The sequence below is a fragment of the Nanhaiella sioensis genome (genome assembly GCF_046557775.1).
GTDB classification, from domain to species: Bacteria; Bacillota; Bacilli; order Bacillales; family SM2101; genus Nanhaiella; species Nanhaiella sioensis.
Window position 1 is genome coordinate 1,312,787 of record NZ_JBKAEG010000001.1, and the last position, 25,632, is coordinate 1,338,418.

The 25,632-nt window shown below is 36.5% G+C and carries 25 protein-coding genes and 1 tRNA gene; 5 read left to right on the plus strand and 21 right to left on the minus strand.

The genetic code is table 11. From position 1 onward, the window contains the following. Window positions 1–65: 65 nt before the first annotated feature. Window positions 66–2,372, plus strand: a complete 2,307-nt coding sequence (locus tag V1503_RS06045) for a YhgE/Pip domain-containing protein (RefSeq protein ID WP_410625577.1) — start codon at window positions 66–68, stop codon at window positions 2,370–2,372. Window positions 2,373–4,167: 1,795 nt separating this feature from the next. Here the strand turns inward: V1503_RS06045 and V1503_RS06050 are convergent. The 6 genes from V1503_RS06050 to V1503_RS06075 form a co-directional block, all read right to left on the minus strand. Next, complete coding sequence (locus V1503_RS06050; protein ID WP_320258845.1) at window positions 4,168–6,063, minus strand: PrkA family serine protein kinase; 1,896 nt, start codon at window positions 6,061–6,063, stop codon at window positions 4,168–4,170. 544 nt (window positions 6,064–6,607) lie between these two features. Beyond that, complete coding sequence (gene trmL / locus V1503_RS06055; RefSeq protein ID WP_496113360.1) at window positions 6,608–7,081, minus strand: tRNA (uridine(34)/cytosine(34)/5-carboxymethylaminomethyluridine(34)-2'-O)-methyltransferase TrmL; 474 nt, start codon at window positions 7,079–7,081, stop codon at window positions 6,608–6,610. 55 nt (window positions 7,082–7,136) lie between these two features. Next, complete coding sequence (locus V1503_RS06060; RefSeq protein ID WP_410625579.1) at window positions 7,137–8,024, minus strand: amidase domain-containing protein; 888 nt, start codon at window positions 8,022–8,024, stop codon at window positions 7,137–7,139. A gap of 89 nt (window positions 8,025–8,113) precedes the next feature. Continuing rightward, complete coding sequence (gene queG, locus V1503_RS06065; RefSeq protein ID WP_410625581.1) at window positions 8,114–9,244, minus strand: tRNA epoxyqueuosine(34) reductase QueG; 1,131 nt, start codon at window positions 9,242–9,244, stop codon at window positions 8,114–8,116. Between the two features lie 164 nt (window positions 9,245–9,408). Further along, window positions 9,409–9,482 (minus strand) — tRNA-Gly (locus V1503_RS06070). A gap of 418 nt (window positions 9,483–9,900) precedes the next feature. Then, window positions 9,901–10,101 carry a YolD-like family protein gene (locus tag V1503_RS06075; protein WP_410625583.1) on the minus strand — a complete coding sequence of 67 codons (201 nt, stop codon included), beginning with the start codon at window positions 10,099–10,101 and terminating at the stop codon, window positions 9,901–9,903. A 528-nt stretch (window positions 10,102–10,629) separates the two neighbouring features. On the opposite strand from V1503_RS06075, the gene V1503_RS06080 reads away from it, so the two are divergent. The 3 genes from V1503_RS06080 to V1503_RS06090 all read left to right on the plus strand — a co-directional run bounded on the left by V1503_RS06080 (window position 10,630) and on the right by V1503_RS06090 (window position 13,278). Then, window positions 10,630–10,944: a hypothetical protein gene (locus tag V1503_RS06080; protein WP_410625585.1), complete on the plus strand. Its 315-nt coding sequence runs from the start codon at window positions 10,630–10,632 to the stop codon at window positions 10,942–10,944. A gap of 260 nt (window positions 10,945–11,204) precedes the next feature. Continuing rightward, complete coding sequence (locus V1503_RS06085) at window positions 11,205–12,278, plus strand: beta-propeller fold lactonase family protein (RefSeq protein WP_410625587.1); 1,074 nt, start codon at window positions 11,205–11,207, stop codon at window positions 12,276–12,278. Window positions 12,279–12,366: 88 nt separating this feature from the next. Beyond that, window positions 12,367–13,278 (plus strand): cytochrome D1 domain-containing protein, encoded by a 912-nt coding sequence (locus V1503_RS06090; RefSeq protein WP_410625589.1) that lies wholly within the window; start codon window positions 12,367–12,369, stop codon window positions 13,276–13,278. Between the two features lie 71 nt (window positions 13,279–13,349). Here V1503_RS06090 and V1503_RS06095 read toward each other — a convergent pair whose 3' ends face one another. From V1503_RS06095 to V1503_RS06135, 9 genes are all read right to left on the minus strand, one after another. Further along, window positions 13,350–13,532, minus strand: a complete 183-nt coding sequence (locus tag V1503_RS06095) for a hypothetical protein (RefSeq protein ID WP_410625591.1) — start codon at window positions 13,530–13,532, stop codon at window positions 13,350–13,352. Between the two features lie 27 nt (window positions 13,533–13,559). After that, entirely contained in the window at window positions 13,560–13,691 is a 132-nt protein-coding gene (locus V1503_RS06100) for an N-acetylmuramoyl-L-alanine amidase (RefSeq protein ID WP_410625593.1), read from the minus strand. Next, window positions 13,688–14,101 (minus strand): hypothetical protein, encoded by a 414-nt coding sequence (locus V1503_RS06105; protein ID WP_410625595.1) that lies wholly within the window; start codon window positions 14,099–14,101, stop codon window positions 13,688–13,690. The genes V1503_RS06100 and V1503_RS06105 overlap by 4 nt, the downstream gene beginning before the upstream one ends. An 85-nt stretch (window positions 14,102–14,186) precedes the next feature. Then, window positions 14,187–15,233, minus strand: a complete 1,047-nt coding sequence (locus V1503_RS06110) for a beta-propeller fold lactonase family protein (protein WP_214484315.1) — start codon at window positions 15,231–15,233, stop codon at window positions 14,187–14,189. Between the two features lie 416 nt (window positions 15,234–15,649). Beyond that, entirely contained in the window at window positions 15,650–16,015 is a 366-nt protein-coding gene (locus V1503_RS06115; protein WP_410625597.1) for a hypothetical protein, read from the minus strand. A 131-nt stretch (window positions 16,016–16,146) separates the two neighbouring features. Continuing rightward, a complete protein-coding gene (locus tag V1503_RS06120) occupies window positions 16,147–16,536 on the minus strand; it encodes a phBC6A51 family helix-turn-helix protein (protein WP_410625599.1) in 390 nt (129 codons plus the stop codon). 315 nt (window positions 16,537–16,851) lie between these two features. After that, the gene (locus V1503_RS06125) at window positions 16,852–17,742 is read right to left on the minus strand and encodes a hypothetical protein (protein ID WP_410625601.1); all 891 of its coding nucleotides are present in this window, start codon (window positions 17,740–17,742) and stop codon (window positions 16,852–16,854) included. Window positions 17,743–17,760: 18 nt separating this feature from the next. Then, the gene (locus V1503_RS06130; RefSeq protein ID WP_410625603.1) at window positions 17,761–18,588 is read right to left on the minus strand and encodes a hypothetical protein; all 828 of its coding nucleotides are present in this window, start codon (window positions 18,586–18,588) and stop codon (window positions 17,761–17,763) included. Window positions 18,589–18,742: 154 nt separating this feature from the next. Beyond that, a complete protein-coding gene (locus V1503_RS06135) occupies window positions 18,743–18,925 on the minus strand; it encodes a hypothetical protein (protein ID WP_410625605.1) in 183 nt (60 codons plus the stop codon). 180 nt (window positions 18,926–19,105) lie between these two features. Here V1503_RS06135 and V1503_RS06140 point away from each other — a divergent pair, with 180 nt between their 5' ends. Then, complete coding sequence (locus V1503_RS06140) at window positions 19,106–19,882, plus strand: hypothetical protein (RefSeq protein ID WP_410625607.1); 777 nt, start codon at window positions 19,106–19,108, stop codon at window positions 19,880–19,882. Window positions 19,883–20,226: 344 nt separating this feature from the next. Here the strand turns inward: V1503_RS06140 and V1503_RS06145 are convergent, their stop codons facing one another. From V1503_RS06145 to V1503_RS06170, 6 genes are all read right to left on the minus strand, one after another. Beyond that, window positions 20,227–20,394 (minus strand): hypothetical protein, encoded by a 168-nt coding sequence (locus V1503_RS06145; protein ID WP_410625609.1) that lies wholly within the window; start codon window positions 20,392–20,394, stop codon window positions 20,227–20,229. A gap of 359 nt (window positions 20,395–20,753) precedes the next feature. Further along, complete coding sequence (locus V1503_RS06150) at window positions 20,754–20,966, minus strand: hypothetical protein (protein ID WP_410625611.1); 213 nt, start codon at window positions 20,964–20,966, stop codon at window positions 20,754–20,756. A gap of 205 nt (window positions 20,967–21,171) precedes the next feature. Next, window positions 21,172–21,450 carry a helix-turn-helix domain-containing protein gene (locus tag V1503_RS06155; RefSeq protein WP_410625613.1) on the minus strand — a complete coding sequence of 93 codons (279 nt, stop codon included), beginning with the start codon at window positions 21,448–21,450 and terminating at the stop codon, window positions 21,172–21,174. 434 nt (window positions 21,451–21,884) lie between these two features. After that, window positions 21,885–22,874, minus strand: coding sequence for a hypothetical protein (locus V1503_RS06160; RefSeq protein WP_410625615.1), 990 nt, complete (start codon window positions 22,872–22,874; stop codon window positions 21,885–21,887). Between the two features lie 190 nt (window positions 22,875–23,064). Beyond that, window positions 23,065–24,324: an RNA-guided endonuclease TnpB family protein gene (locus tag V1503_RS06165; protein ID WP_410625617.1), complete on the minus strand. Its 1,260-nt coding sequence runs from the start codon at window positions 24,322–24,324 to the stop codon at window positions 23,065–23,067. 879 nt (window positions 24,325–25,203) lie between these two features. After that, entirely contained in the window at window positions 25,204–25,479 is a 276-nt protein-coding gene (locus tag V1503_RS06170) for a hypothetical protein (RefSeq protein ID WP_410625619.1), read from the minus strand. Window positions 25,480–25,632 lie beyond the last annotated feature (153 nt).

Genomic DNA, 25,632 nt, shown 5'->3' on the forward strand with positions numbered 1-25,632 from the left:
ATTCAGTTATTAATAAACATCCAGTTTCTTTTTATATATATACATTTATATTTTGGGGGGATTAAATGAATGCATTTAAATTACTGGTAACTGACCTTGGAAAGTTAACTAGTAAAAAGGGGATGTTATTATCTGTCATCCTTGTACTTCTCGTTCCTATTGTTTACGTAGCCATCCTACTTTCATCTACTTGGGGACCATATGATTATATGTCAAATTTACCTGTTGCTGTCGTCAATAAGGACAAAGGTGCCATGTCAGGTGATGAGCTTATTAATATTGGTGAAGAATTAGTCGCTGATATGAAGCAAAGCATGACATTGGGCTTTCACTTTGTAAATGAAGAATCAGCCCAACAAGGCCTAACAAATCAAGATTATTACATGGTTATCGAAATTCCTGAAGATTTCTCTCAAAAAATTACAACAGTACTAACTGAGAGCCCTAAGATACCTGAACTCCGTTATTACCAAAATGAAGGCTTGAACTTTACAGCTGCACAAGTAACAAGTGGAGCTACAGAAAAAATCCGGGAGCAACTCGGAAATAAAATAACCGAAATTTATACACAAAGTCTTTTTGCGCAGCTTGGTGAAATTTCAAGTGGTTTTGAATCTGCTGCAGAAGGCTCAGATCAATTATACTCTGGTTCAATAGAATTACGTGAAGGAACAGGGTCAATACTATCAGCTCTACAACAAAAGGCTCCAGAAATTAATGCACTAGCTGCTGGTTCACAAGAACTTGAAGCAGGTACGCAAGAATTGTTAACATCATTAATTTCAAAACAAGGAAGTATTGAGGAATTAGCTAGTGGATCAAAGGACCTTGAAGCCGCAATTGGATTATTACTAACTACAATTCAACAAGGCTCCGGACAGATCGATGTATTAGCTGAGGGTGGAGAAAAGTTAGCAAATGGTAGTCAAGAACTTGCAGAATATACTCCTCAAATCCTCCAAGGATTAAATGATGCATATAATGGAAGTGTGAGTTTAAATAGTGGTATGGAACTACTTGCACCAGGAAGTCAAGAAGTCGCTAATGGTATTAATGGTATTATTACAGGAACTAATGATTTAGCAGAAAATATGCAAACTCTACTTACTCTCCTAGAAGCTTACAATGCAACTCATAATCTTAATTCTGATGAAAACTTCACCACTATACTAGCACTAAGTAACGGAATATCAGCAGGCGTTAATCAATTGATGAATGACACCCAAACTAAGCTGAAGCCTGGAGCTGATCTAGTTGCTCAAGGACTAGACGAAGCTGCACCAAGTGTAAAACAATTAGAGGCAGGTCTTGGTGAATTAATCATTGGTCAAGAAGCTGTAAATAATGGTGTTTTAGAATTAGATACAGGAGCTAAACAAATTGCTGATGGAACAGCTATTGTAAGTTCATCTTGGAACTCAATAATAAATAACTTATCTTCTATCCATAGTGGGGCTTCAATGGTTAGGATAGGCAACAATGATGTAAATACTGGATGGAAAACACTAACAGAAGGTACAACTATCATAAATAGTAATATGCAACTACTTAATGAAGGTAATCAAAGCGTACAATCAGGTTGGGGAGATTTAACAAATGGTGTATTACAATTAGATGCGGGTGCAGGCCAGATTGAAGAGGGCAGCATGGAGCTAGCGTTAGGGCTTGAGGAAGGTGCTCAACAAACGACTAGCATCAATGCTTCGGATAAAAATATTGCAATGTTTTCATCACCTGTCCAACTTGTTGAAGAGAAAGTAAGCGGTTTCGAATACTATCGTGATTCTACTGCTCCATATATCATTTCTCTTGCGCTTTTTGTAGGTATCTTAATGATGTCTTTCATTATAGACTTTAAAAAGCCATCTGAACCAGAGCTATCAACTTCAGCTATAAGCTTGTTTGCTAGTAAATTTATGACGTTGACATTATTTTCAGTAGTCCAGGGATTATTAGTTTCCGTCGTTACGATACTATTCTTACAGCTTAATGTAGCAAACGTTGTCTCATTCATACTATTTACTATCTCCGTTAGTTTAACATTCATGACGATTATCTTCTTCCTTGTATCTCTTGCTGGAAATGTTGGACGTTTCTTAGCCTTTGTATTTATCGTTCTTCAGTTATCGATAACTGGCGCTAACCTACCTATTGATATGTTACCAGAGAATTTACGAAACTTGAGCGAATTCCTCCCATTAACATATACAAATGCTGGATTTAAGGCAATTATTTCACTTAATGATACTGGCTTCATGTGGTCAAATACTTCAGTTTTACTCATTTACTTTGTGATTTTCTCAATGCTTGCATTAAGTACATTTTTATTTGGTACAAAAAAGCTTGCGCATGATCAAAGTTTGTCTGCGTAAATAAAAAGGTGAAATGATAAAATGATGTAATAACTTTAAGATTTGGGTCTAGACACTCAAATCTTAAAGTTTTTTTATTTGGACAGTAATTTGATAAAATGGGAGATTAATTAACCCATGGTGGCAACATATGTATTATCCGTCATTTTAACAACATGAAAAGATGCCACGAACGCTAGTTGTATTACGGGCTTATATTTCAGTATGACGAAAACAGCATTGATAAAACAGAAGACAATTGAAGTGTATATCTGTTCACAAAATTAATTTTTTATTTCATAATAATATTTTTAATAATAATTTTGTTATTTATAAAATTATTTGTCAAATTTTCAAAGATAATCAAAATAACTAGAAACTTATACTTACTAATTTTTGAACATTTTATGACATTTTATTTAATTCCAAGACTAAATACCTATTAGTTATGTATAATTTTCCATTGGTGTGTAGATACAAGAAAGAAGGGGTAAAGATAAGACAGTTAGTTGAAGAAATAGAATTTATCGAGGGTGTCGTACGTGCTATTTTAGTTTGTGACACAACTCAAGATCATTGGCTTTTAGAACACAAAAAAGAATTTCATTATGTAGCTACTTCTAACCATTCAATAATAAAGGAACTCGTTAATAAAAGTGACTATGTTCCTGTTTGCATCATAGATTCTAAAATAATTGCAGACCTAAACTCCTATGGAAAAAGTTCTAAGTTAACAATAGACTGGTGCTTAGAAAGGGTCAAGTTTCTGCTTCAAACAGGTAAGAAATTATCAAAGCAAGTGTACAATTATTAACTTCAAAAGGTTTGATAATTATTTCGTACGTATAGAGTAGATCATTCCATGTTTAAAATAGAGAGTGGTAGGGTAAACCCCCTCTCACCTTTTTATGATTATCCAGTAGCAAAATCCACCGCAAAACATCCAGCAATGAATCCATTACAATTACTTCAATTATTAAGCAGACTACGAACTCGATCATATAACCTTAAATACAATCAATTTCATCTGATTTATTGATTAGGGCGCTAACCCACTACATCTAGCTTTAAACAAGCAGCCAGGTCGCTAGGTTAAGATGTTATTACAATACTGCTATGTCATTTTCATTTATGTATTTGTATCATTCATAAATAACGGTTATCTAACCATCCTTAAGGTCTAACCATATCATTTCTACTATGGAGATAATCGTTAACTACGTTTCTCATTATTTTTGTTTGAAAGGAATTTCTAGCGGACTCTTGTTAGTAAACTTGCTTTCACCTTGACTTTGTTATAAAGAAGTTCAATATATAATATCCAGTAAATTTATGATAGTCAGTGGTGATATTGATCCATTCAAAATCATAAGTAAACAAGTAGTAATTCAGTTATGCTATTAATATTTATGACCAGGTTAGATAAAATGTTTCTGGAGCAGTACTAGGAAAATATACTTTATAAGGAAATGATTGTGTTTTCATCCACCAATTTTACATGTACATATTAACTTATTATTTACTATAATTTAGATAAGAAGATGGATTGGTAAGCCACCTTCCTAAAAACATGTCAAAATTTATGTCAAGAACATTTCTGATTTCATACACCCTAAGTACAGTTTGTCATCTCCCTGACGAAACTGCACTTAGGCTTACATACCTTCAAGTTCCCCTTACTATGCGATATTCATATTTTTTTCTCTTCATATCATTTTTTCCTCTTTGTGAATACTATTGTCTACCTAAACGCATGGATTTTTTATTCATAATAAAACGTAAAATTCAATTGAATTTTACGTTTTATTTTGGTCAATTATCTATTTAACAAGCTGCCAACATATCGCAGTAATTCATTTGCTGATGTAGAATTATAGCCATGTTCATCAACTAACCTTGCAACAACTTCGTTAATCTTCTTCAATTGTAGTTCATCTGGTGTTTTCGTTGATGTTGTTATTTTAACTACATCTTTTAAGTCTGCAAATAATTTCTTCTGTATAGCTTCACGTAAACGTTCATGAGATTTATACTCAAATCTTTTCCCCTTACGAGCATAGGCAGAAATTCGAATGAGAATTTCTTCTCTAAACGCTTTTTTTGCATTTTCTGAAATACCAATTTGCTCTTCAATTGAACGCATTAGCTTTTCATCCGGATTCATTTCTTCACCCGTTAATGGGTCTCGAAGTTTATTTTTATTACAATATGCTTCAACATTATCTAAATAATTATCCATCAGCGTCTTAGCTGATTCCTCATATGAGTAAACAAAGGCTTTTTGTACTTCTTTTTTGGCTATTTCGTCATATTCTTTCCGAGCAATAGAGATATAATTTAAAAACTTCTCACGTTCTTCGCTTGATATCGATGGATGCTGATCTAAACCTTCTTTTAAGGACCTAAGAACATCCAATGCATTAATAGCTGGCACTTCTTTTCTAATAATTGTTGATGATATTCGATTGATTACATACCTCGGATCAATCCCACTCATTCCTTCATCTGGATACTCTTTCTTCAATTCTTCCACGTCAATAGGGTTAAAGCCTTCCACTGATTCTCCATCATACAACCGCATTTTTTTAACTAAATCAATATCATTTTTTTTCGGGTCCTTAAGCCTTGTTAAGATTGTAAACATGGCAGCTACACGTAAAGTATGTGGTGCAATATGAACGTTAGCAACATCACTTTCTCTAATCATTTTTGTATAAATATGTTCTTCCTCAGAAACCTTTAAATTGTATGGTACAGGCATAACAATAATACGAGAATGTAAGGCTTCATTTTTCTTATTAGAAATAAATGACCTATATTCAGTTTCGTTTGTATGTGCAACAATTAATTCATCTGCACTTATTAGTGCAAAGCGACCAGCCTTGAAGTTTCCTTCTTGTGTAAGAGATAATAAATGCCATAAAAATTTCTCATCACACTTCAGCATCTCTTGAAACTCCATCATTCCTCTGTTTGCTTTATTTAACTCTCCATCAAACCTATATGCGCGAGGATCTGATTCTGAGCCAAATTCAGCTATTGTTGAAAAATCAATACTTCCAGTTAAATCAGCTATATCTTGTGATTTCGGATCAGAAGGACTAAATGTTCCAATACCAGTACGCTTATCTTCAGAAAAGAATATTCGTTCCACTAATACATTTTCAATTTGCCCACCGTATTCTTCTTCCAATCTCATCATATTAAGGGGTGATAAGTTCCCTTCGACTCTAATTCCATATTCATCAAAAAAATCTTCTCTAAGATGATGCGGAATCAGGTGTAACGGGTCTTCATGCATCGGGCACCCTTTAATTGCATATATTGCCCCTCGGTCAGTATGTGAATATGCTTCAAGCCCTCTTTTCAAAATGGTTACTAGTGTTGATTTGCCTCCACTTACAGGACCCATTAATAATAATATACGTTTACGGACATCTAGACGTTTTGCTGAAGGATGAAAATACTCTTCTACTAGTCTCTCCAATGCTTCTTCTAAACCGAATAGTTTATGACTAAAAAATCTATAATGTTTACTTCCATTTACATCTTCTATTCCTGCATCTTTAATCATATTGTACACTCTAGAGTGAGCAGATTGTGCTACATATGGTTTTTCTTTTAAAATATCTAAATAATCCGCGAAGGTACCTTCCCATTTTAGCCGCTGTTCTTCCTCTCTGTACGTTTCAATTTTCTTTAAAATATCCATAAAGGACCTCCTCAAAATTTCATGTACCATGATTAATATACTGTATGCGAGGATAACCTATAGCATGATTAATTAACGATAATTAGGCTAATATATCAGTAAGAAGTCCTCTATAAAGCATTTTATAAATTGGACTGATTAATCATACTTTTCATTCACACTTCTTGTCTGATAAGTTATAATAAAAATATCGTAAGTTTATAGGCACATTTATAGTACTGAAGGAGGATATACCAATGCGTTTAGTTCTAATTTTACTTGTCATGGTTGCTTTTTTATCAGCAATATTTACATCGGGGTACGACGATAAACCAGGTGCTAAAAATTAATTTTTTTGAAAGAACATTTTATAATACTTTTCAAGTTTAATTAAAAGGCTCTTTTCGTAAACTTAGTTACTGCTTTCAATTAACTGGAACAGCTAGGTATTTTAGAAAAGATACGATCGAATGTTATATGTTTACGCACTAAAGTCTTTGTTCGTAATAGTAGCCAATTAAAAAATGACCTCCACAACATAGCTGTGAAGGTCATTTTTTATTTGTTACGACAATCCTGGATATTTTTGCTGACGTAATGCTTCATACACAAGAATTGCTGCTGTATTTGATAAGTTTAAAGAACGCACATTATCATTCATCGGTAAACGTAAACAATAGTCCATGTTGTTTTTAATTAAGTCATCTGGCAAACCATTCGTTTCACGACCAAATACGAAAAAATGATCAGTACCTTGACCACTATAGTCAAAGTCTGTATGTGCCTTTTTACCGAATTTTGTAATAAAATAAAAGTGTCCATTCTCATGCTTATCAAAAATTTCTTGTAATGAGTCGTAATAATGAATATTTACAAATTGCCAATAGTCTAGTCCTGCCCGACGAAGCATCTTATCATCAGTTGAAAACCCTAATGGGCGGATTAAATGTAATGTCGTATCAGTTGCAGCACATGTGCGAGCAATATTTCCTGTATTAGCTGGTATTTCTGGTTGATATAGTACAACATGTATTCCCAAAATTATCTCACCTCAAACATAAAATTCTATATTATTATATCAAATTTTTGTTAAATCAGCTGTCGTCAACAATATGAAAAAATTTATATTTAATGTTAGGGGTATAAGCAGTAGAGTCCTCATATGACCAGTATCTCATTCTACTATTCTCCGTATGTGCATTGACCAAAGGATAACTTTCTTTGTCTTTTGCAACTACTATCGTCGTATGATCGAATTTTCCATCACCCTCAAAATCGTAGCATATAATATCTCCTTGTGATAAAGCCTTTGCAGATTCAACTTCAACTGCACGTAAACCTGCATTTGAACCGGATAAATACCACCTTAATGAATGTGCTACAGACCAACTATAGCTCCAACTATTCCCCGCCATCCACCACCCATTTGAACGATTAGGATATCCAACTAAAGGAGCACCACCTGCATGCAAACATTGTGATACAAAATTTGTACAATCTACTTCAAATGTTTTGTATTTTACATTATAGCTGTTCCACCAATTCTCAGCATATTTAACAGCTTCAAGTCGATCATACTTAAACGACTTCCTAGTTGCTTCAGATTGATTCCTATCCAAAGGTACATGTTCTTGCATACTTACAAAATTATTGTCTTCACAATCATTAATAAGATCATTTAACAGAAAGGAAGCAATTCTATGTTCACAAATCTCTTCAATGTAAAAAAAATCTCCCTGTTTCATTAAACTTCTATAGTGTAAGACATAATTAATACTCGTACTGCCAGCAATTTGTTTCTTCCCAAGTACTTTTCCTTTGACATTACATTTTAACACTTCTACTGATCGCTTATTACAAAGAGCTTGTTTTCTCTTGAGAGCTTGTTGTTCTTTTTCACTAAGAACATTGAAATTCGTGCTACTTTTATTTACATAGCAATCAATCCTATCTTTCACTAAAAAATGAATGCTCTGTTTCAAATAATCACCACCTATAAGCCTTCATTACTACCATATGTGGTGAAGTATAAATTATTAGCCAGATAACAAAAAAGTAAGTAACTGTATTACTATGAAAGTGAACAGAATAATTTTTCGTATTCATTTAAAACATCTGGATCATTCTCTTGTTCTTTAGTTTTATTAAGTTGTGACAAAATATCATGTTTTGCAATTTTTCCTAATGCCCATACTGCAGTCCCACGTATTACAGGACGTGGATCATCAGTAACTAGCTTTAATAAATCCGGAATTGCAGATTCATCCTTAAAATGTGCTAGCGCAATGATAGCATTTCTCTGAATTGGTTTTTTCCCTCTCCAAGATCCAGATACATGGCCGAATTTTTCTCTAAACTCTCTGTTACTTATTTGTAATAAGGGCTTTAATAGTGGCTTTGCTATTTCTGGGTCTGGTTCCATTTCTAAATGAAAGTGAGAGTCCTTTCCTTTATTTTCTGGACAAACCATTTGACATGTATCACATCCATATAGACGATTACCAATTTTCATGCGATACTCATCAGCTAAAAACCCCTTTGTTTGGGTTAAGAAGGCAATACATTTTGATGAATCCAACTGGCCACCTTGAACTAATGCTCCGGTCGGACATGCTTCTACGCACTTATTACAAGATCCACAACGTTCTTCTATTGGTTGATCAGGTTCAAATGGAATATTTGTTATTAATTCACCTAGATATACAAATGAACCAAACTCTGGTGTAATAACTGCACAGTTCTTCCCACTCCAGCCAATTCCTGCTCGCTCAGCTACTGCACGGTCAGATAATTCTCCTGTATCTACCATAGACTTACACTCTACATTAGGTACCCTTTCTTTAATAAAGTTTTCTAGCTTTAACAAACGCTCCCTTAAAATATGGTGGTAATCTTTGCCCCATGAAGCTCTACAAAAAATTCCTCTACGTTCATCTTTCGTACTTCGAGGTGCATTTGTCATTTTTGAAGGGTACGCTAGCGCAATGGATATTATTGAATTTGCTTCTGGTAATAATATTCTTGGATTCGTCCTTTTTTCAATGTCACTCTCTTCAAATCCTGATCGGTATCCAAGCATTTGTTGTTCTTGTAATCGTTCTTTTAATTGGGAAAACACGTTGGAGCTTGCAAAACCAATTTTGTCTATTCCTATGGAATGTGCATAATTAATTATTTCATCCTTTAAAGCTTGGATATTCATTAATAATACCTCCTTCCCCATTGTTATATATATAATTTCCTTTATGTTTAAAAACAGTTCATACACAGTAAACAAATCTAATACCACCATACTAACTTATTGTAAAATAAAAACGCAATGCTTCGTTTTCTTTGAACGAAACACTGCGTTGTGATTAGTATGTATGGAGCGGGTGATGAGAATCGAACTCACGACATCAGCTTGGAAGGCTGAGGTTTTACCACTAAACTACACCCGCATATGAAGTTGTAATACCGGTGGTCGGGGTCGAACCGACACTCCCGAAGGAACACGATTTTGAGTCCATTAAGGTCAAATACCGTTTAAAAGTCCGTTGTGACTACGATGAGTCAATCGTTGAATGTCCGTTGCGTACGACTCATTAACTGGGACGAATATAATCTTAACAGGATATGTCGAATTTTGCAATAGTTTATTCGAAAAAAGTTACGATTTATTTTCGCCCATTTTTATCCATACAGAATACGCCCTGCAATAAGGGCGCAATCTCACTCGTCATATACGTCCACTTCAACGCCCACCACTTCGCTAAATTTAACTCGCTTAAATCCCGTACTCGTTTCAACAACGTACTGCCTCGCCTTATCATCGATAAAATGTACTTCTCCAATTACTGTCGAAATAACACCGTCATGCTACGTCTTGAACTTAACGGTATAATGATACTCCATCGCTAAACAAATTCGTTCTTCCCATTCGGTTAACATATATTCGTCAACTGTCGGTCTTTCAACGTGGTAATACGCCCGTTCAGCCTCGCGCTTAAATTTTCCTTGTTCGGGCGTCTGAAATGCTGGCGCCCATTTTATGATTCCTCGGTCTTTTATCGCCATCATTAATCGCCTCCATAACGATATTATAACAGAACATTTGTTTGTTATTCAGCTGTTCGATTCGTCACAAGGTTATTAGCGAAATATTCAGAATTAATATATCAATAAAATTAACGGAGGTTGTACACATGCAAAAAGGCGAAAGGGAATTTACACGTTTTGTTGTAAGAGCAATTATGAGACGAGATATGACGAGTTCCTTCCTATTATATATGCGTAATAATTTACTAAACTATCGAATTGTAAAAAACGGAGCCGACCCCTATCTAAATGACGCTTATATCATTTGCGTTATAAATCCATAATTAATCGCGGACTTCCATTTTAAAGCCGGTGGTACGGATGATTTGGCGAAACAGTGGGCGAAGAATGCGATTAAGGACGTGATTGAGCACGGAAAAAAGACGGCGAGTGTGGTTTACGGGAGGGAGTTTAGTTGACTTATTGTCGTAAACTGTAAAAAATGATAGATTATTGGTATATTTGGTTTGTAAAGGAATCGCTAAGACAACGAGAGGAGGCTAACTCCCAGTGAGTGACTACGGCATATACGAAGAATTAAAAATGATATTTACGAAGTTGGAAGCGAAAGAAACTCTCCGCTGTTTAGGTGAAAATGATGAGTTAACGTTCACAGTTAACGAAGGAATGGTAAAAATTAAAAAGTCGTTTCCGAATCATTATTACGATTTTTATTATTATCATAACGATTCATTACTACGGTTTACAGCACCTCTTAATCTATCCAGCAACAAGGCAGCCGACGAATTATATAAGATTCGGAAATACTACAACGCACATTTACAAGAAGTAAACGCCGAAGAAATAGACATAAACTGGGGGTAGTTGCGATGTGGGATGAGCTTTATGCGAGCGTTGAGGAAGTCTCGCTTTTAACGCGAATAAATTTACAACTGTAAATTACTAACAACGGCAAGCCTACGCACATACATTTTATCAAGCAAAGTAATTTCGGCATTTACGCTTTGCCTGATCTGAACTAGCATTGCCCCGCTCATTACGAACGGGGCTTTTTCTATACTCACAACGAAAATCACCGCTTACATTAAAACAGACAGACAATTCAAAGGAGGTCAGTGTTATAAATGGTGTTGGCTTATATAGTAAATAATAGTAGTAGAAGTGTTTCTGTTATCAATACTAAAACCCATTCCGTTATTGCTACTATTCCTGTAACTAGCCCAGGTGCTAGTCCAAACAACATAGCAATTACACCCGACGGGAAACTTGCTTATGTTACAAATAATCAAATTCCTATTAATAATTCCGTTACGGTAATTGATTCAAAAACTCACTCGGTTATTGCAACTATTAATGTAGCTAATGGACCGTCAATGGTCGCTTTCACACCGGATGGAAAACTTGCTTATGTCGTAAACACAAGTATAGAAGGCTTTACAGAAAGACTTGTAACAGTCATAGATACCAAAACTCATTCGATTATTGCTACCGTTCAAGTCGGCTCGGCTCCAAACTCTGTGGCCTTCACACCAGACGGAAAACTTGCCTATGTAGTAAACGGAGCAAGTAACAGCAATAGTGTTTCCGCTATAGACGTGAAAACTCACTCAGTTATCGCTACGATTCCAGTGGGAAGCCTGCCGAATAGATTTGCGATTTCACCGGATGGAAAGTTAGCTTATGTGACAAATGTCACCGGCGATTCTTGTTCAGTCATAGACACAAAAACTCACTCCGTTACCGCTACGATTCCAGTTGGGAATCTACCATTAGGAGTCAAGTTTACACCTAATGGCAAACTCGCTTATGTTGTAAATTCAAATTCAGGCGGTACTGGTTCTATATCTGCAATCGACGTAAAAACTCACTCGGTTATTGCTACGATTCCGGTTGGTAATCCGAGCGACAGACCAGCCAACATCGCAATTACACCAGATGGTAAATTTGCGTATGTTGATACTCTTAGTGGCGATGTAGTGACGGCTATTGACATAAAAACCCACTCAGTTATCGCTACAATTCAAGTAGGCAATAGCCAATCTTTCAGTTTTGTCGAATTTACACCAGATGGTAAATTTGCTTACGTTGGAAACTCAAGCAATGGAACTGTATCAGTAATTGACGTAAAAACGCATTCAGTAATCGCAACTGTTGACGTAGGAACTAGACCGGCTTCCATCGCATTTACACCAAATTAACCCCGCTCTTTTCGAACGGGGTTTTGTAATTCTCTTAACGAAAATCACCGCATACACTGTTATAAACGAATAAAAGGAGGTCGGTACGATGGTACTGGCTTATGTTGCGAATTTTGGTTTCGGTGATAACACAGTTTCTGTCATCGATGTAAAAACACATAGCGTGATTGCTACTGTTCAGGTTGGAAATCAACCAAATTTCGTAGACTTCACACCTGACGGAAAATTCGCTTATGTGAATAGTGGTGATGATATTATTTCTGTCATCGATGTGAAAACGCATAGTGTAATTGCTACCGTTCAGATAGATTTTCCATTTTTTGTAGCGTTTACCCCTGATGGGAAACTTGCTTATGTGAGGAACGGTGCAGGTAACATTGTTTCCGTCATCGATACAAAAACGCACTTAATGATTTCTACTATTCAGGTAGACAATGCAAATATAATAGATGCGCAAAATTTCAAATTTACTCCTAATGGTAAATTAGCTTATGTAATTAATTCTACTAGTGATCGCCCTTCTACAGTTTCAGTTATTGATGTAAAGACACACTCTGTTATCGCTACGATTTCTGTAGGAATTCAAGCCCATAGAATAGCATTTTCACCGGATGGGAAAATTGCTTATGTCACGAATAAAATGAGTGGTACCGTTACTGTCATAGATGTAAAAACACATAGTGTAATCTCTACTTTAAATATTGGGGGCAATCCCTCTGATGTGGTAATAACCAATGATGGGAAACTCGTTTATGTTAATTCTGAAATAGTCGATACAGTGACGGCTATTGATACAAAAACTCATTCGGTAATTGCTACGATACGAGTAGGTAATATCCAATTTAACAGTTTCTTAGAATTTACACCCGATAATAAATTAGCTTACGCTGGAAATCAGGCTGATGGCACTGTATCGGTAATTGACGTAAAAACTCATTCGATAATTGCAACCGTTCCTGTCGGTACGGATCCGAGGGCTATCGCATTCACACCGAATTAACCCCGCTCATTCGAACGGGGCTTTTTTCCGGAGGGTTTTACAGACTGTCTGCCGTAGTATTCCCCGCTTACCTATTTATTATTCGCTAACGCCCGATACAACATCGTCACCACTTGCGCCCTCGTACACGCCTCTCCTAACCGTTCACCATTCGATATACCTTCCGCCTGCGTTAATATGATTCGATATACAGTATTTAGCACCGCTGGACTTAACGATCGATGTTCGCTCGCTTGGCGACAAATACACGTCACTATCTCACGTCAAATCAACCGGCACGCCTAGCGCCTTAAATCGTCATATTGATAAAGCGATATTTTTAATTCGAGGTCTTTTTCGATCCAGTGTTGATTCGAACAACCGCCGGGGTCTTTGCCGCCGTGCCCTGCGTCAATTATTATTAGTGGTTTCATAGGTAACGCCACCCCTTCACCTTATTTATATAACTGTGCTTGACGTATGATACTTCGTCCATTAGCACACAAATTTCACGGTGAAACGATGGGGTGTTTCCTAATACGTTGCTCGGTGGTTTGCTTTCCGAGTCGAAAACGTAGCTCGGAATCCAGTTACCGGAGTTTTCCGGGTTCAAGTCCTCCCCGAAATATTCATACTCAAAGTAGAGCAAGTCACGTTCGCCGCGATGAATTCTGTTATAGCGTTCGAGCTTTTCGATTAATTCAAAGTAGTCTTGCGCAATTTCGACCGGCATATCTTCGGCTGAGGTATATTCAGCGTCAATTAACGTAATAATTTCGTTTATTTCTTCAATTTTGTGCTGTCTATCGTCGTAACCAATCCATTCGCCATTTTCCCACGCCAATAAATCGTCCTCCTTTCCGTTTTAGTGCACGCCAAAAAGCCCGCCGTTGATGGCGAGGTTATTGAATATATAAATTAGCGTTATATTAGTTCTCTGTAAATGCGATAGCGACCGGATTAGTACCGACGGTAACGGTTCCGATAACGGAATGGGTTTTTACGTCAATTACGGATACGGTTGCATCGCCATTATTTACTACGTAGGCGAGTTTTCCGTCGGGTGTGAACGTGACACCTCTTGGGGTATCTCCTACTTGAACTGTCGCAATAGTTGATTGCGTTTTCGTATCAATAACTGTCACTGTGTCTCCGAATATAGTAGTTACATACACTAATTTCCCTTCTGGTGTGATAGCAATATCATTTGGTCTGTCGTTCACGTTACCAACCGGAATTGTAGCGATTACAGAATGCGTTTTAACATCGATTACCGATACGAAACCAACACCGTTTTGGTTTCCGTTTATTAAATATGCCGTTTTCCCATTTGGTGTAAATACGATCTCGCCTGGTCCCACCCCAACAGTCACAGTAGCAACTACCGAGTGAGTATTCGTATCTATGACGGACATATTTCCTGAAGAACTATTTGAAACATAGACTAGTTTCTCACCAGGTACAATAGCTAGAAGCGTAGGAAAATCTCCAACAGGAACAGTAGCAATCACATTGTGAGTCTTTGTATCAATGACTGACACACCACCCTCACCCCCGCTGAAAGCAACATAAGCTAGTTTCCCGTCAGGTGAAATAACAATACTTCGTGCCCCTATTTCAACAGCAACAGTAGCAATGACCGAGTGTGTCTTAGTGTCGATAACTGATACGTTACCTGATCCAAGGTTCGTGACATATGCTAATTTTCCATCGGGAGTAAAAACGATTGAATTTTGGGCGTTACCATTGTTATTTATCGGTATTGTAGCAATAACTGAATGTGTTTTGATATCTATTACAGATACAGTGCCCATAAAATCAATATCGCCTTTCAGAACATAAGCTAATTTACCGTTGGGCGTGATTGCTATATTATTTAGTTGATCTCCAACAGATATTGTAGAACTGACCGAGTGTGTTTTCGTGTCGATCACCGACACTGTGTCAATTCTATTTACTACGTAAGCCAGTACCATTGTACGGCCTCCTTAAATTCGTTTCTTACATTGTATGCGAGTTAAAGGCAAAGTGATTTTTTGAATCCGCATTGTTTTTCCGTCTGATAAGGGCTTTTGGATGGTGGCGCTTGGGGGTAAGCCGTTTTCCCCTTGCGACCACACTCCGATTTCTGCATATCGCTGTATACGTCATTCGTTTCTAGTTTACATAATAGCAACTATAGGAACCAACATACGATCACATGCGTTGATATGACAGCGTTCCTAACGCATGTAAACTTATCAGATATACACTACTTTATACATCGTTGATATGACGGTCTTTCTAGCGTGTTGCCTGTGCTTTATTACGCTAAAATAGTGCATACGGTAACCTTCCGTTTTAAGGCGAAAGTGTTCGAGGTACCGCGCGTCGGGTTCGCCGTGCAGATGATTTATCTACATGGTTCTGTCATTCCGTTTACACCAACACTGCCTACACACGTATCCCCAACACATGTCACTTCTATTTTCGTTACATTTTCAAATGAATACATTACGTTATCATTAGCTGAATCAACTATTATCGTTTGTTCAATTCCGTTTGCAGTGAATTTTACAGTTGCTGTTCCTCCGTCCTCGTAATCTACAGCCCCATGTAACCCGACCGGTCTACCGTTATAAAGCACCCGCGTAACTCCTGCGTCTACACGATAAAGTAAGTTGAAAAGGGCGATAATTAATTGACACGGACAATCACACGTTTTTCCTTCCTTGATAGTACTCCCGCAACACGTTGTTACCTTCTTATATTGACTCATTGTTTTACCTCCATAATCACAGTTTAATACGGTATTTTATGCCGATATTTATAACCATGATTGGACGTAATTCACCTTCTTCGGAAAAGAACGGAATCCCCGAACCTAATCACTTCTTATTATAAATTCCCTTACGTATCATCTTCCGATTGCTTAAACCGTTCGATCTTCGCTTTCATATCCGACACACTAACTCCCTTATTACCGCCCTTAGATTCGACCTCTACTTCTTCCGTTAATAAGCCAAGGCTTTGCATGAACGTCCTAAACATCGCAGCGTTACCGTCATCAATAATATGTTTCGGTACTGACCACATTATATCCGGTAAGTGTTCAACACTGTTGCGCATAACTTGCTTCTTTAATTCCTCGTTAAAAGCGTCATTGTTACGCCATTCTCTTATCGTCCGATCAGTTACGCCTACTTTTTCTGCAATTTGTTCGTAAGTTAGTCCGCCTCGTTGTGGAATTACTAATAACGCAATAGCAGCGAGTTGTCTTTCGTGTAATCTTTTCGCCATTACTAACACCCTCCTTTCCGCAATACTTTGCGATTATATACCGATTTAGTAAAGTCAAAACCATTGTGCCGCCTTTCGCTTCGCTCAAGTCGTCACTGTTCATTAATACCTTTTCTCGCCGATAATTTAATACCCAGCGATAAAGGGGATAGCGACGAATGAAGTGAAACGGAATGAGGCGCGGGCTCAAAAGAGCCCATGAACTTCTACGTTTGTAACAAGATAAAGAGAAGAAAACCTCCTAAAATCGAACTCCCCCTTACTCCCCCAACGGTTTGACTCACTTTTAATATGACGGGTTTTCACCGCATGTTTTTATCGAACTCTATGTTGCGCAAACATTTTACGCACTGATTTCGTCCAATCTGTCTCGACTTTTTGACGGAACATTAAGTCGGGGTGAATTAAATAGCGTATGGTCCGACCGCTTTTAGTCGTCAGTATTGCTCGATTGCTCCGTAACTTCTTGATCGCTTCTGTCACCGTATCAGCATCATGCCCGATAGCTTCCGCCAACTGTTCACGGTTTAAATGCTCGATCACTTCCGGATTCTCTTCGTTGGGATTGGCGCATAAATAATACTCGGAATAATGAAAGAATGGCAGTGCCTTATACAATAAGCCGGTCGTACTTAAGTCCAGCCCGTCAACTATTTCGCTAGTTTTCACCTGGTACAACTTCGTAAATCGCTCGCCCTCCCGAACGTCGCCAATCGTATGAAAGTTAGCGCTAATGTAAAACACGTTCGAGCGTCCTTCCTTTTGAATCGAAATAACGCTCAGCGAGTGTAACCGATCTAATATATCTCGAGTGGCGTCCTTGCCTCGCTTAAATATTCGCTGGATCTCAGTTTGCTTCAACGCTAATTTGCCCTCGCCCTTAAAACGCAAAAACGGCAGCAACTTAACGATTGCTCCCGCCTCAATTAACGATAAATCTTTTATTATATTTCGAATCGGGTCGTGATAACTTGCGACCCAACGTTTGCCTACGTCAGTCATTTCGTATTGCTCGGCTTCTTTGCGCCTGCGATATGCCGCAGCTTGACGACGATTGGTTACGACGTAGTTTGCGGTGATTTCTTCGCCGGTTGAACGATCGATTACTAGAATGTTAGTTATCGCTGACACCTCCGTTGTTGCAATATAAAAAGTAGCTCCGGGGTGCTTTTTAAACGAAAATAATTCTATATGAATAATTTTCATATAGCAATGTCTATCTTCCTATCGGAGTTCATTTTCTGTTTGTGTGGTAGAATAACTACTTGCACCATTCCGATCTATTAATTCTTGATTATTATATACCTCTTGTAAGACTTTATTATTTATATTTAAAACTACTAAAACTAAAAATACTATCGTTAAGCATAAACCCAAAACAACATATATTTTTGAATATTGCACTAAAACTATGCAAACAACTGCAAACACAAAAAAAATCCAATTACATCTATCGACAAACCTTGAAGTTCTATGTCTCCAAGAGTTATTCCAATTGCTGTGTCTAGCTACCCTGCTTGCAACATATCTTTTTTCAAAAATATTATCCTGTATGGAACTTCTTAATAATAGTCTATATTGAGTTCCAACACTGTTTCTTAATACAACTTTATCTTTTTCCGCTCTGATTACCCTCCATCTATCACCACTTTCTTCTGAGTTGACCAAATAAAATATGGGCTTTATTATCACATATTTGTTAATTATAAAAATAAATAATGCATAAACCGAGGCAATATAAACAAATAGTATGAAGGTGAATAGTACAATGTAAGTGACTAATTGGCTAATTGGTAGTTTCTTTAGTATTGTCTTAACAGAACCATCACCTATATCCCAAGCCACAAATGCTATAAGTATTATAGAAAATAAAGACGTTATTAATAATATAGGTGCAACATGCATTTTGACCTTCTCACTATTAGACTTTAAATGATATTCAAAATGTGTAGTATTGAATGTGTCAATAATATAAGTAAGAACTATAATAAATATAAACAGTCCAATACCCCATCCATTCACTGAAAAGAAATTAATTATTTCTTGAGTCATATTATCACTCCATATTTAAATATTTACTAGATTCTATTTTTTTACCATATTAGTAGGGTATTGTAAATATTCTCATATAAAAAACTTGAATATGTACTGTTTTATACAATATAAAAAGCCCATCGATTTAACGATCCGCCCTTAAACCACGCTTCTAATCACAACTAGGCTCTCCATATTTATTAATATGAGGTGGCACGTTGGTTTCCAACTCCCGAAGTACCTGCATTGCTTTCCTCGCCTCACGTTTAATGGCCTTTAAACCGATAATAGCATCCGACACCTCAACGTTTAACTTTACTGTTAACTCGCCAACTTCGCGCTTTGTTTGCGCCATGTTGATCGCCTCCTTTTTGGTTTTTTTATTCTAATAGATTTCTTCATCCTCACTAAGTAAAGATAACTAATTGAGTTAATAATGGATAAAATCATACATTTTTTTATTTATTGTAAATTTTTATAATATAATGTAAATTATAGATAAAATTCACAGGAGGTTCTTATGTTCAACAGTTCTATGAAAAATAAAATTTTTAAAATCATTGAGGAATCTAGCGAATGGAGGTTAAATGCCGAAGATTTTACACCAATAGAAAAAAACAATCAGTTCATATTACAATATAGTTATGAAAGTGAGTATAATTTTTCTGTTGAGCTTAGTACTAATACTCATGTAACAGTTAAGTACAGTCCATCATCGTTTTACAAAAACTCCGGATCTATTGAAATTCAAAATATTGACCTTTTAATAAATATAAAAAAATGGGTTCATTATTTAGTTGAAGAAATTTTTGATACACCTATAGCAAGGCAAGTAACTCAAAACTCACGTGATATTCATGCACAGAAAAAAATATTAGAAAAGTTTTTTAATGAGCGCACCGAGTTTGATACATACTTCACAAAAGAAGAAGCAGCAGAATACAAAACAAAGCTAGAGCAAATCCTATTTGAAATGTCACAAAAAGTAGAAAAAGTAAATAATGCCACTCAAGATTATGATGAAGAGATTGCTAGATTACAGAAGGAAGTTGAGGCACTGAAAACACAACTCGATATACTTACAAAAAGAAAATGGTTTTCTTCACTTACTACAAAAACAATTATTTGGTGTCGCAGAAACCCTCAAGTAGCTAAACAAATGGCTTCTTCTGCTAAAAATTTTCCTCCAGAAGAAATCAAGAGCGCAATACCTGATTATAACAGTTCGTTACCTATACCCAAAAAAAGGAAGAAACTCCAGTGTAAATTAGTTAAAGTAACCTATCATAACTTTAATAATAGTTTAGAATAGGTTACTTTAACTTTTATCTTATATACTTAACGATATGCTGAACTCTAGTAAACTCGTTATATTTTCGCCTTATCTCCGCTTTCTTAGACTTCGCTTTATCTTGATGAATATATTCATCTTTCGTTCGTTTTGCCCTCGTTGGAAGCCGGTAGTTTTCCCCGTCAGTTCCATGAGTAGATAGCGCTCCAATTGCGACCTCACCTTTCGGAAACCTCCCATTTTTAACGTGTTTACCTGCCTGCGTGCCAACTGCTCGTCACTCATTATCGGATATTCCTCACGCGTCATCTTGTCCGGATGTTTGTTCGTCAGCTCCTCACGTAGAATCAACGTCCCTAACCGTTCTAACTGTACGCTATCAGGTGTTTGTCCTGTCGCTGTAACATATTCCTCTCTATTAATTCGTCAATTTCTTCTATGAGCTTCGATCTGTCTGCCGTTACTTGCTCATACATTTTGTTAACATACTGCGTAAACTTCGATTTGTAATCGCCTGTGAAGTCGTAATTCACTTTATTACCCTCCGTTTCCCATGTTGTATTTTCACCATCGAATGCCCGTCATATAGCGCCTTAACTTCCGTCCACTCATTCGTCATTTGATGCGCAATAGTCAGCTTGTAGCCTTCGTCACGTCACGCCCACGTCACCTGGCTTAACATCGGTTTGTTTGCCGCAGCAATTACAAGTTACTTGCGTCAACTCTTCGGTAATTAGCGTTACTTTTTCGAAAACTCTCACCGTATTGCCCTCGCTTTCCTTATAATTACCGTCTTATTTAACGTTCTAACCTCTCCGAGACTAATTACATTCAACAGTGAATAACGCTCTAATCTCACGCTGAAATAATTGGATTTCACCGAGCAATTCCGTTATAGTAGTAGCCCCACTCTCGCGTATTCGTTGATCGACAATCCACTCGAGCGCTTGAGCCACCGTTCTACAATAAGCAGTTTTATTAGTAATAACGCGTGTATAACACCGAATACTAATACGGCTAATGCGTCTATTATCGTAATACTTATCGCAAGTGATAAAGCTAATGCAATTATTAAACCGTTAATTATCGCTATATATAAGTTCATACGCTTACCTCCGTTTCTTTTATTCTCTTAGGTACCTCTTATCGCTGAGTACTTTAGCGCTAATTTTATATTTGTTTAATAGACACCGCGACAAGGTAGTGAGGTACGAACGAACTTGGCGCTATCTTTTATCTTCTTAATAATCGTTCTTGTTATACGTTGGTTCTTCTTAGTGTCAACAATCGCTATGTCAGTCGTTACGTTGTCAGTCGTTGTTTACATGGTTAGATATTTCAAGCCTACTAACCGGTAAAACTGTATATCTTGTGTTGTCAAACGTTCCTCCTTTCGCCCTTCCTTTTTTCGCTATTACAACCGGCCTCCCTTCCCATCGGTAGTCTAGCAATTTCTGAATATACTTATTCGCTGTCTGTCTACTAACGCCGAGTCCATTTGCAATCGAACTCTGCTTCGGATAACACTCACCTTTTTCATTCATAAACGAAGCTATGACGCAAAGTGTCGTCCAGTTCTTCGTTCCCATATCGCCAATTAGCCCCGATCGGACTGCATCGACGTACATTTTGACGAAAATTCTTGTTTCGGATTTGCCGGAAGTTAAGTTATACTCGGACTGCGATTCGATGGAAATTAGCTTATTGTCCGCCATTATTTACGTCAACACCTCCAGGTTAATTGCGTAATAGCATTGTTCGAACCGGCTTGTACGAATATGGCGCATCTTCTCTTTATAAACGATCGGCTCACCTTTCCAATGAAAGTCGCATAAAGCTTTAATTCTCCTACAAACGGATTCACGACGCATTTTTAAAATGTCGGCGATGTGTTCCTGCGTGACTCTAGTTGTTCCGTCCTCCTTCGCGTATGCAGCAAGTAGGCATAGCGTTTGCCATCTTTCGGAGCCTAGTTCAGCCAGTAGACCGATTTTGGTTGCGTGTGAAATTGATATAGTGTTCATCAGTTAATCAGCTCCTTTAACTCTTCTATAGTACGAGGATTATCATGGCACCAATAAACATAATTACGATATTCTATCGGTGTCATTTCGTTTTGTTGCGCTAAGTACTCGATAACAGCGTCAAATTTTTCTTGTGTTAATTCAAAACGTTGCCTATTCGTTTTGAACCACTCAAAAATGTTTTGATTATTTTTAGATAGATTTAATTCTGATTTTAATAACATCATGTTCCCTTTTAAAGTTCCAACTCTTCCAGTTGATAAGGGGATTACATGGCCTAAGTGCAAATCTTGACTCCCAGTTAGTCCGCAACCTTTAAATACTTTGTATAGCTCTCTATAATCATTTATATTAAAGTCTGCTGGTAACTTTTTTTCTATCGCTCTCCTCTTGTGGTATGCAATATATACAGATTCTCGAAAACGCTCTTGATTTTCTTGTCTCCATTTTCTACCTGACGCTTTACAGTTTTCTCGATATTCCTCATTCTCGTTATAGTATTTTTTAAATCTCTTTTGTACACAACCTTTACATTGAGACTCTAAACCAAACGGTAAAGACCATCTTCTTTTTGAAAAATCTTTTATTTTCTTAGACTTATTGCATTTTGAACAATTTTTATAAATTGAATCTCGTAACCTATAAAAGCCTTTAATAATAAGATATTTATAGATAGTCCCATATTTTTCTTTTACGTACTTACCAACCGAATAAAAATTATCTTCTAGCAAATCATTTAATAGTACATAATCATCATCGAAAGCTTTGTAACACATTTCCTCTAGCTTATCTTCTTCCCACAACCATTCAAAGTTTTGGTATAGATGCTGATCGTCTTTTTGTTCACAGTTCGGTTCATATACTTCTAGAACTCCCTTTTCAACTAAACGTGAAATTGTCATATGATGCACTTCTAATAACTTCGCTGTTTTATTTTTGGAATACCCTGAATCTAACAATAACTGCGCATTCTCAATATCTACCCCCACATTACAACCTCCCTAAAAAGCCATTTTATTCCACTTGAGTTAACTCTTCGTATAATAATACCCGCGAGAAATCCATCTCGGGCACTTTTACTCAAACTTTTTTCGAGTACTCATTTATATAGGTACGTTGATCGGCCGAAATCACATAAAGAACGAAAAAAAATCCGCCGAGTTGGCGGACATCGTAACGTTAAGATGAAGATTTTAATTCGTTTGCTATAATAACGTCTATATTCTTCGTTGATATATTTCTTGCAGCGTTAAAATCTGCGTTTGTCTTGAAATTACACGATTGACATTCGAATGTGCTCTGATTTGGGCGATTTTGTTTATCGATCTTTCCGCACTTACTACACCGCTGAGAAGTATAATCGGGATTTATGTATACAACTTCGATACCTTCTTCTACCGCCTTATTTTCGATTTTTTCTTGCAGATCGTAGTACGACCAATTTCTCAGAAAGATGCTTTCAGAATCAACGAACGATAAATCCTCCATTTGAATGACGCCACAACGGTGCTTTTTCGCCATATCAACAACATACCTGGAATATTTATGATTACAAGTGTCTCTAAACCTTGCAATTTTATTATTAATATTATTAACGGGTTTAGTACGAGTTTTTCTACCGTGACCTTTTCTTCCTTCCCCGGAATACTTACCCTGATTAAGCAGTTCTTTTTTGCGTTTTTCTACTTGATTCCTAAACCTTTCTATTTCTCCGCCTTTCATATGATAACGTTCTAAGGAAGAGTTAAATGCCATATAGACGGGGTTAACAATACCAAGATCAACGCCCATGATATTATCTTTAGGTAGTCTAGTTTCTATTTTTTCAAACTGATAACTTAAAATAAAATACCACTTATTTTTCTTAAATACAATTTGAGATGCACTTAATTTATAACTTCCATCTATTACACGATTTATTATCGTTTTTTGTGAATTATCAGCAACTTTCACCAATAATTCGAATGACCCATTTTTTCTATCTAACTGTTTTTTGTACTCATTTCCTATAAGAGAAAAAGTGATGATATATTGATTTCCTTCTTTCCTTACCTTTATCGAGCTTTTCACAATATCGATAGGACAATCTTTTTTGAATGTAGGAATAGATTTATTTCCTCGCAGAATTTCCTTCAAATCGGACTTCCATTTATCTGTTCCTCTTTTTATAGTTTGAGCGAAATTCCCTTTGTTGATAACCTGTACTTTATGTTTAAGATTGTCATATGCGAATCCATGCATACTTGAGTAATTCAAAATATCTTTTGTTTTCGGATACTCATTATGGATTGCTTTATAATCGGCACTGAACCCTTGATATTCCCAACATAGTTGAATAGTCTTATTTAGAGTCTCTCTAGTTTCACGTTGTAGTGATCGTAATACAGAACCGAAAGTATTCCAATCGCAACACATTGGTTTTATTATCTGATAACGCATTACTTTAGTTCCTATATGTTTCACTCCTTAGTAAGTATGAAAACGTTATGGAAATTTATCGAACGATGTTATCATATTGTCTTCACATCTTACATAGTAACTACATAGACTCATACTTGGCTTTGACTTGAAAACTGATTTACACTTCACACCTTACATAGACATAGTAACTATATAAACGGATGTCCATCAGGATCATAACTTGTATCGTTATATGATTTCACATCATACATTGTAACTATATAAACCTCATTACAAATGATGACCCTCCTATGTTAGAACGCTTCACATCTTACATTGTAACTATATAAACGTTAGTAGCTCACCATATATTTGCAACTCTTCAATACTTCACACCATACATAGTAACTATATAAACATAACAGAGATGTTAATACATGAAAAATTATACCTCTTCACATCCAATATAGAAACTATAGAAACGTTACCGGTGAAAAGGCAAGTCGCGCCGATAGGGAACTTCACATCCAATATAGTAACTATAGAAACCCCAACAAAACCCAGCAAATCAATATTTATTTAGTGAAGTACATTTTCATAAAAACTTGATATTAATTGATGTAAAGATATACCAAAGGATTCCCTTTGTCGTAGATCTCCTATGTTTTATGCGCTATTGCACATCGACGATTAACTATGTTGATGTCTACTCGGTTTTTGTGAGTAGAGTTTCATGCACGAATGCGCATACCTTATCGAGTGTTTTCTCCTACTTGAAAGACTTCTCGATTTAAGGACGCTGAATCGCCCCGAGAATACATTAGTAATATTTATCAACAACACTTTAATTATCCAAGGAATATAATTCTATAAATAAAATAAAAGAATCCGCCGACCCTTTCGTTGGGTTGACGGATTTCACATAGATTTTTTATATTGTAATACAACAAACGATAATAGACCCGCAAGTCCCGCGCCTAATAATATTCCTCCGATAGTCAATATTGAATTCATATACCCTTGCTGAATATTATAATATTCTTCCGAGTTAAATGAACCCTTACCGATAAGCCACGATTCGGCAGCCGACATTCCTAAATTACTACTATAATAAGCTAGTAATATTCCTGTTATTGAAAATAGTAAAGATAGACCGATTAATATTACTTTGTAGTCGTGTTTTTTCTCTTCCATTTTCCCCCTCCTCACCACCATTTTATTACAATGAATATAATCACGCCACCATCGTCCCGACATCGAACAACGGCGACAACTGTACGAGAATATATAACGTACAAAAAAACGCCAACCCTACGGAGGGCTGACGGGATAAAAAGAATTTTATAT

Excerpts from the sequence above, each read along its gene's own strand:
- V1503_RS06090 (WP_410625589.1), top strand. The coding sequence starts at position 12,367 with ATGGTACTGGCTTATGTTGCGAATTTTGGTTTCGGTGATAACACAGTT.
- V1503_RS06140 (WP_410625607.1), top strand. The coding sequence starts at position 19,106 with ATGAAAAATAAAATTTTTAAAATCATTGAGGAATCTAGCGAATGGAGG.
- V1503_RS06150 (WP_410625611.1), bottom strand. The coding sequence starts at position 20,966 with ATGAACTTATATATAGCGATAATTAACGGTTTAATAATTGCATTAGCT.
- queG (WP_410625581.1), bottom strand. The coding sequence starts at position 9,244 with ATGAATATCCAAGCTTTAAAGGATGAAATAATTAATTATGCACATTCC.
- V1503_RS06045 (WP_410625577.1), top strand. The coding sequence starts at position 66 with ATGAATGCATTTAAATTACTGGTAACTGACCTTGGAAAGTTAACTAGT.
- V1503_RS06100 (WP_410625593.1), bottom strand. The coding sequence starts at position 13,691 with ATGAAACCACTAATAATAATTGACGCAGGGCACGGCGGCAAAGACCCC.
- V1503_RS06130 (WP_410625603.1), bottom strand. The coding sequence starts at position 18,588 with ATGACTCAAGAAATAATTAATTTCTTTTCAGTGAATGGATGGGGTATT.
- V1503_RS06135 (WP_410625605.1), bottom strand. The coding sequence starts at position 18,925 with ATGGCGCAAACAAAGCGCGAAGTTGGCGAGTTAACAGTAAAGTTAAAC.
- V1503_RS06050 (WP_320258845.1), bottom strand. The coding sequence starts at position 6,063 with ATGGATATTTTAAAGAAAATTGAAACGTACAGAGAGGAAGAACAGCGG.
- V1503_RS06115 (WP_410625597.1), bottom strand. The coding sequence starts at position 16,015 with ATGAGTCAATATAAGAAGGTAACAACGTGTTGCGGGAGTACTATCAAG.
- V1503_RS06110 (WP_214484315.1), bottom strand. The coding sequence starts at position 15,233 with ATGGTACTGGCTTACGTAGTAAATAGAATTGACACAGTGTCGGTGATC.
- V1503_RS06155 (WP_410625613.1), bottom strand. The coding sequence starts at position 21,450 with ATGGGAACGAAGAACTGGACGACACTTTGCGTCATAGCTTCGTTTATG.
- V1503_RS06085 (WP_410625587.1), top strand. The coding sequence starts at position 11,205 with ATGGTGTTGGCTTATATAGTAAATAATAGTAGTAGAAGTGTTTCTGTT.
- V1503_RS06170 (WP_410625619.1), bottom strand. The coding sequence starts at position 25,479 with ATGGAAGAGAAAAAACACGACTACAAAGTAATATTAATCGGTCTATCT.
- V1503_RS06075 (WP_410625583.1), bottom strand. The coding sequence starts at position 10,101 with ATGATGGCGATAAAAGACCGAGGAATCATAAAATGGGCGCCAGCATTT.
- V1503_RS06120 (WP_410625599.1), bottom strand. The coding sequence starts at position 16,536 with ATGGCGAAAAGATTACACGAAAGACAACTCGCTGCTATTGCGTTATTA.
- V1503_RS06165 (WP_410625617.1), bottom strand. The coding sequence starts at position 24,324 with ATGCGTTATCAGATAATAAAACCAATGTGTTGCGATTGGAATACTTTC.
- V1503_RS06125 (WP_410625601.1), bottom strand. The coding sequence starts at position 17,742 with ATGAAAATTATTCATATAGAATTATTTTCGTTTAAAAAGCACCCCGGA.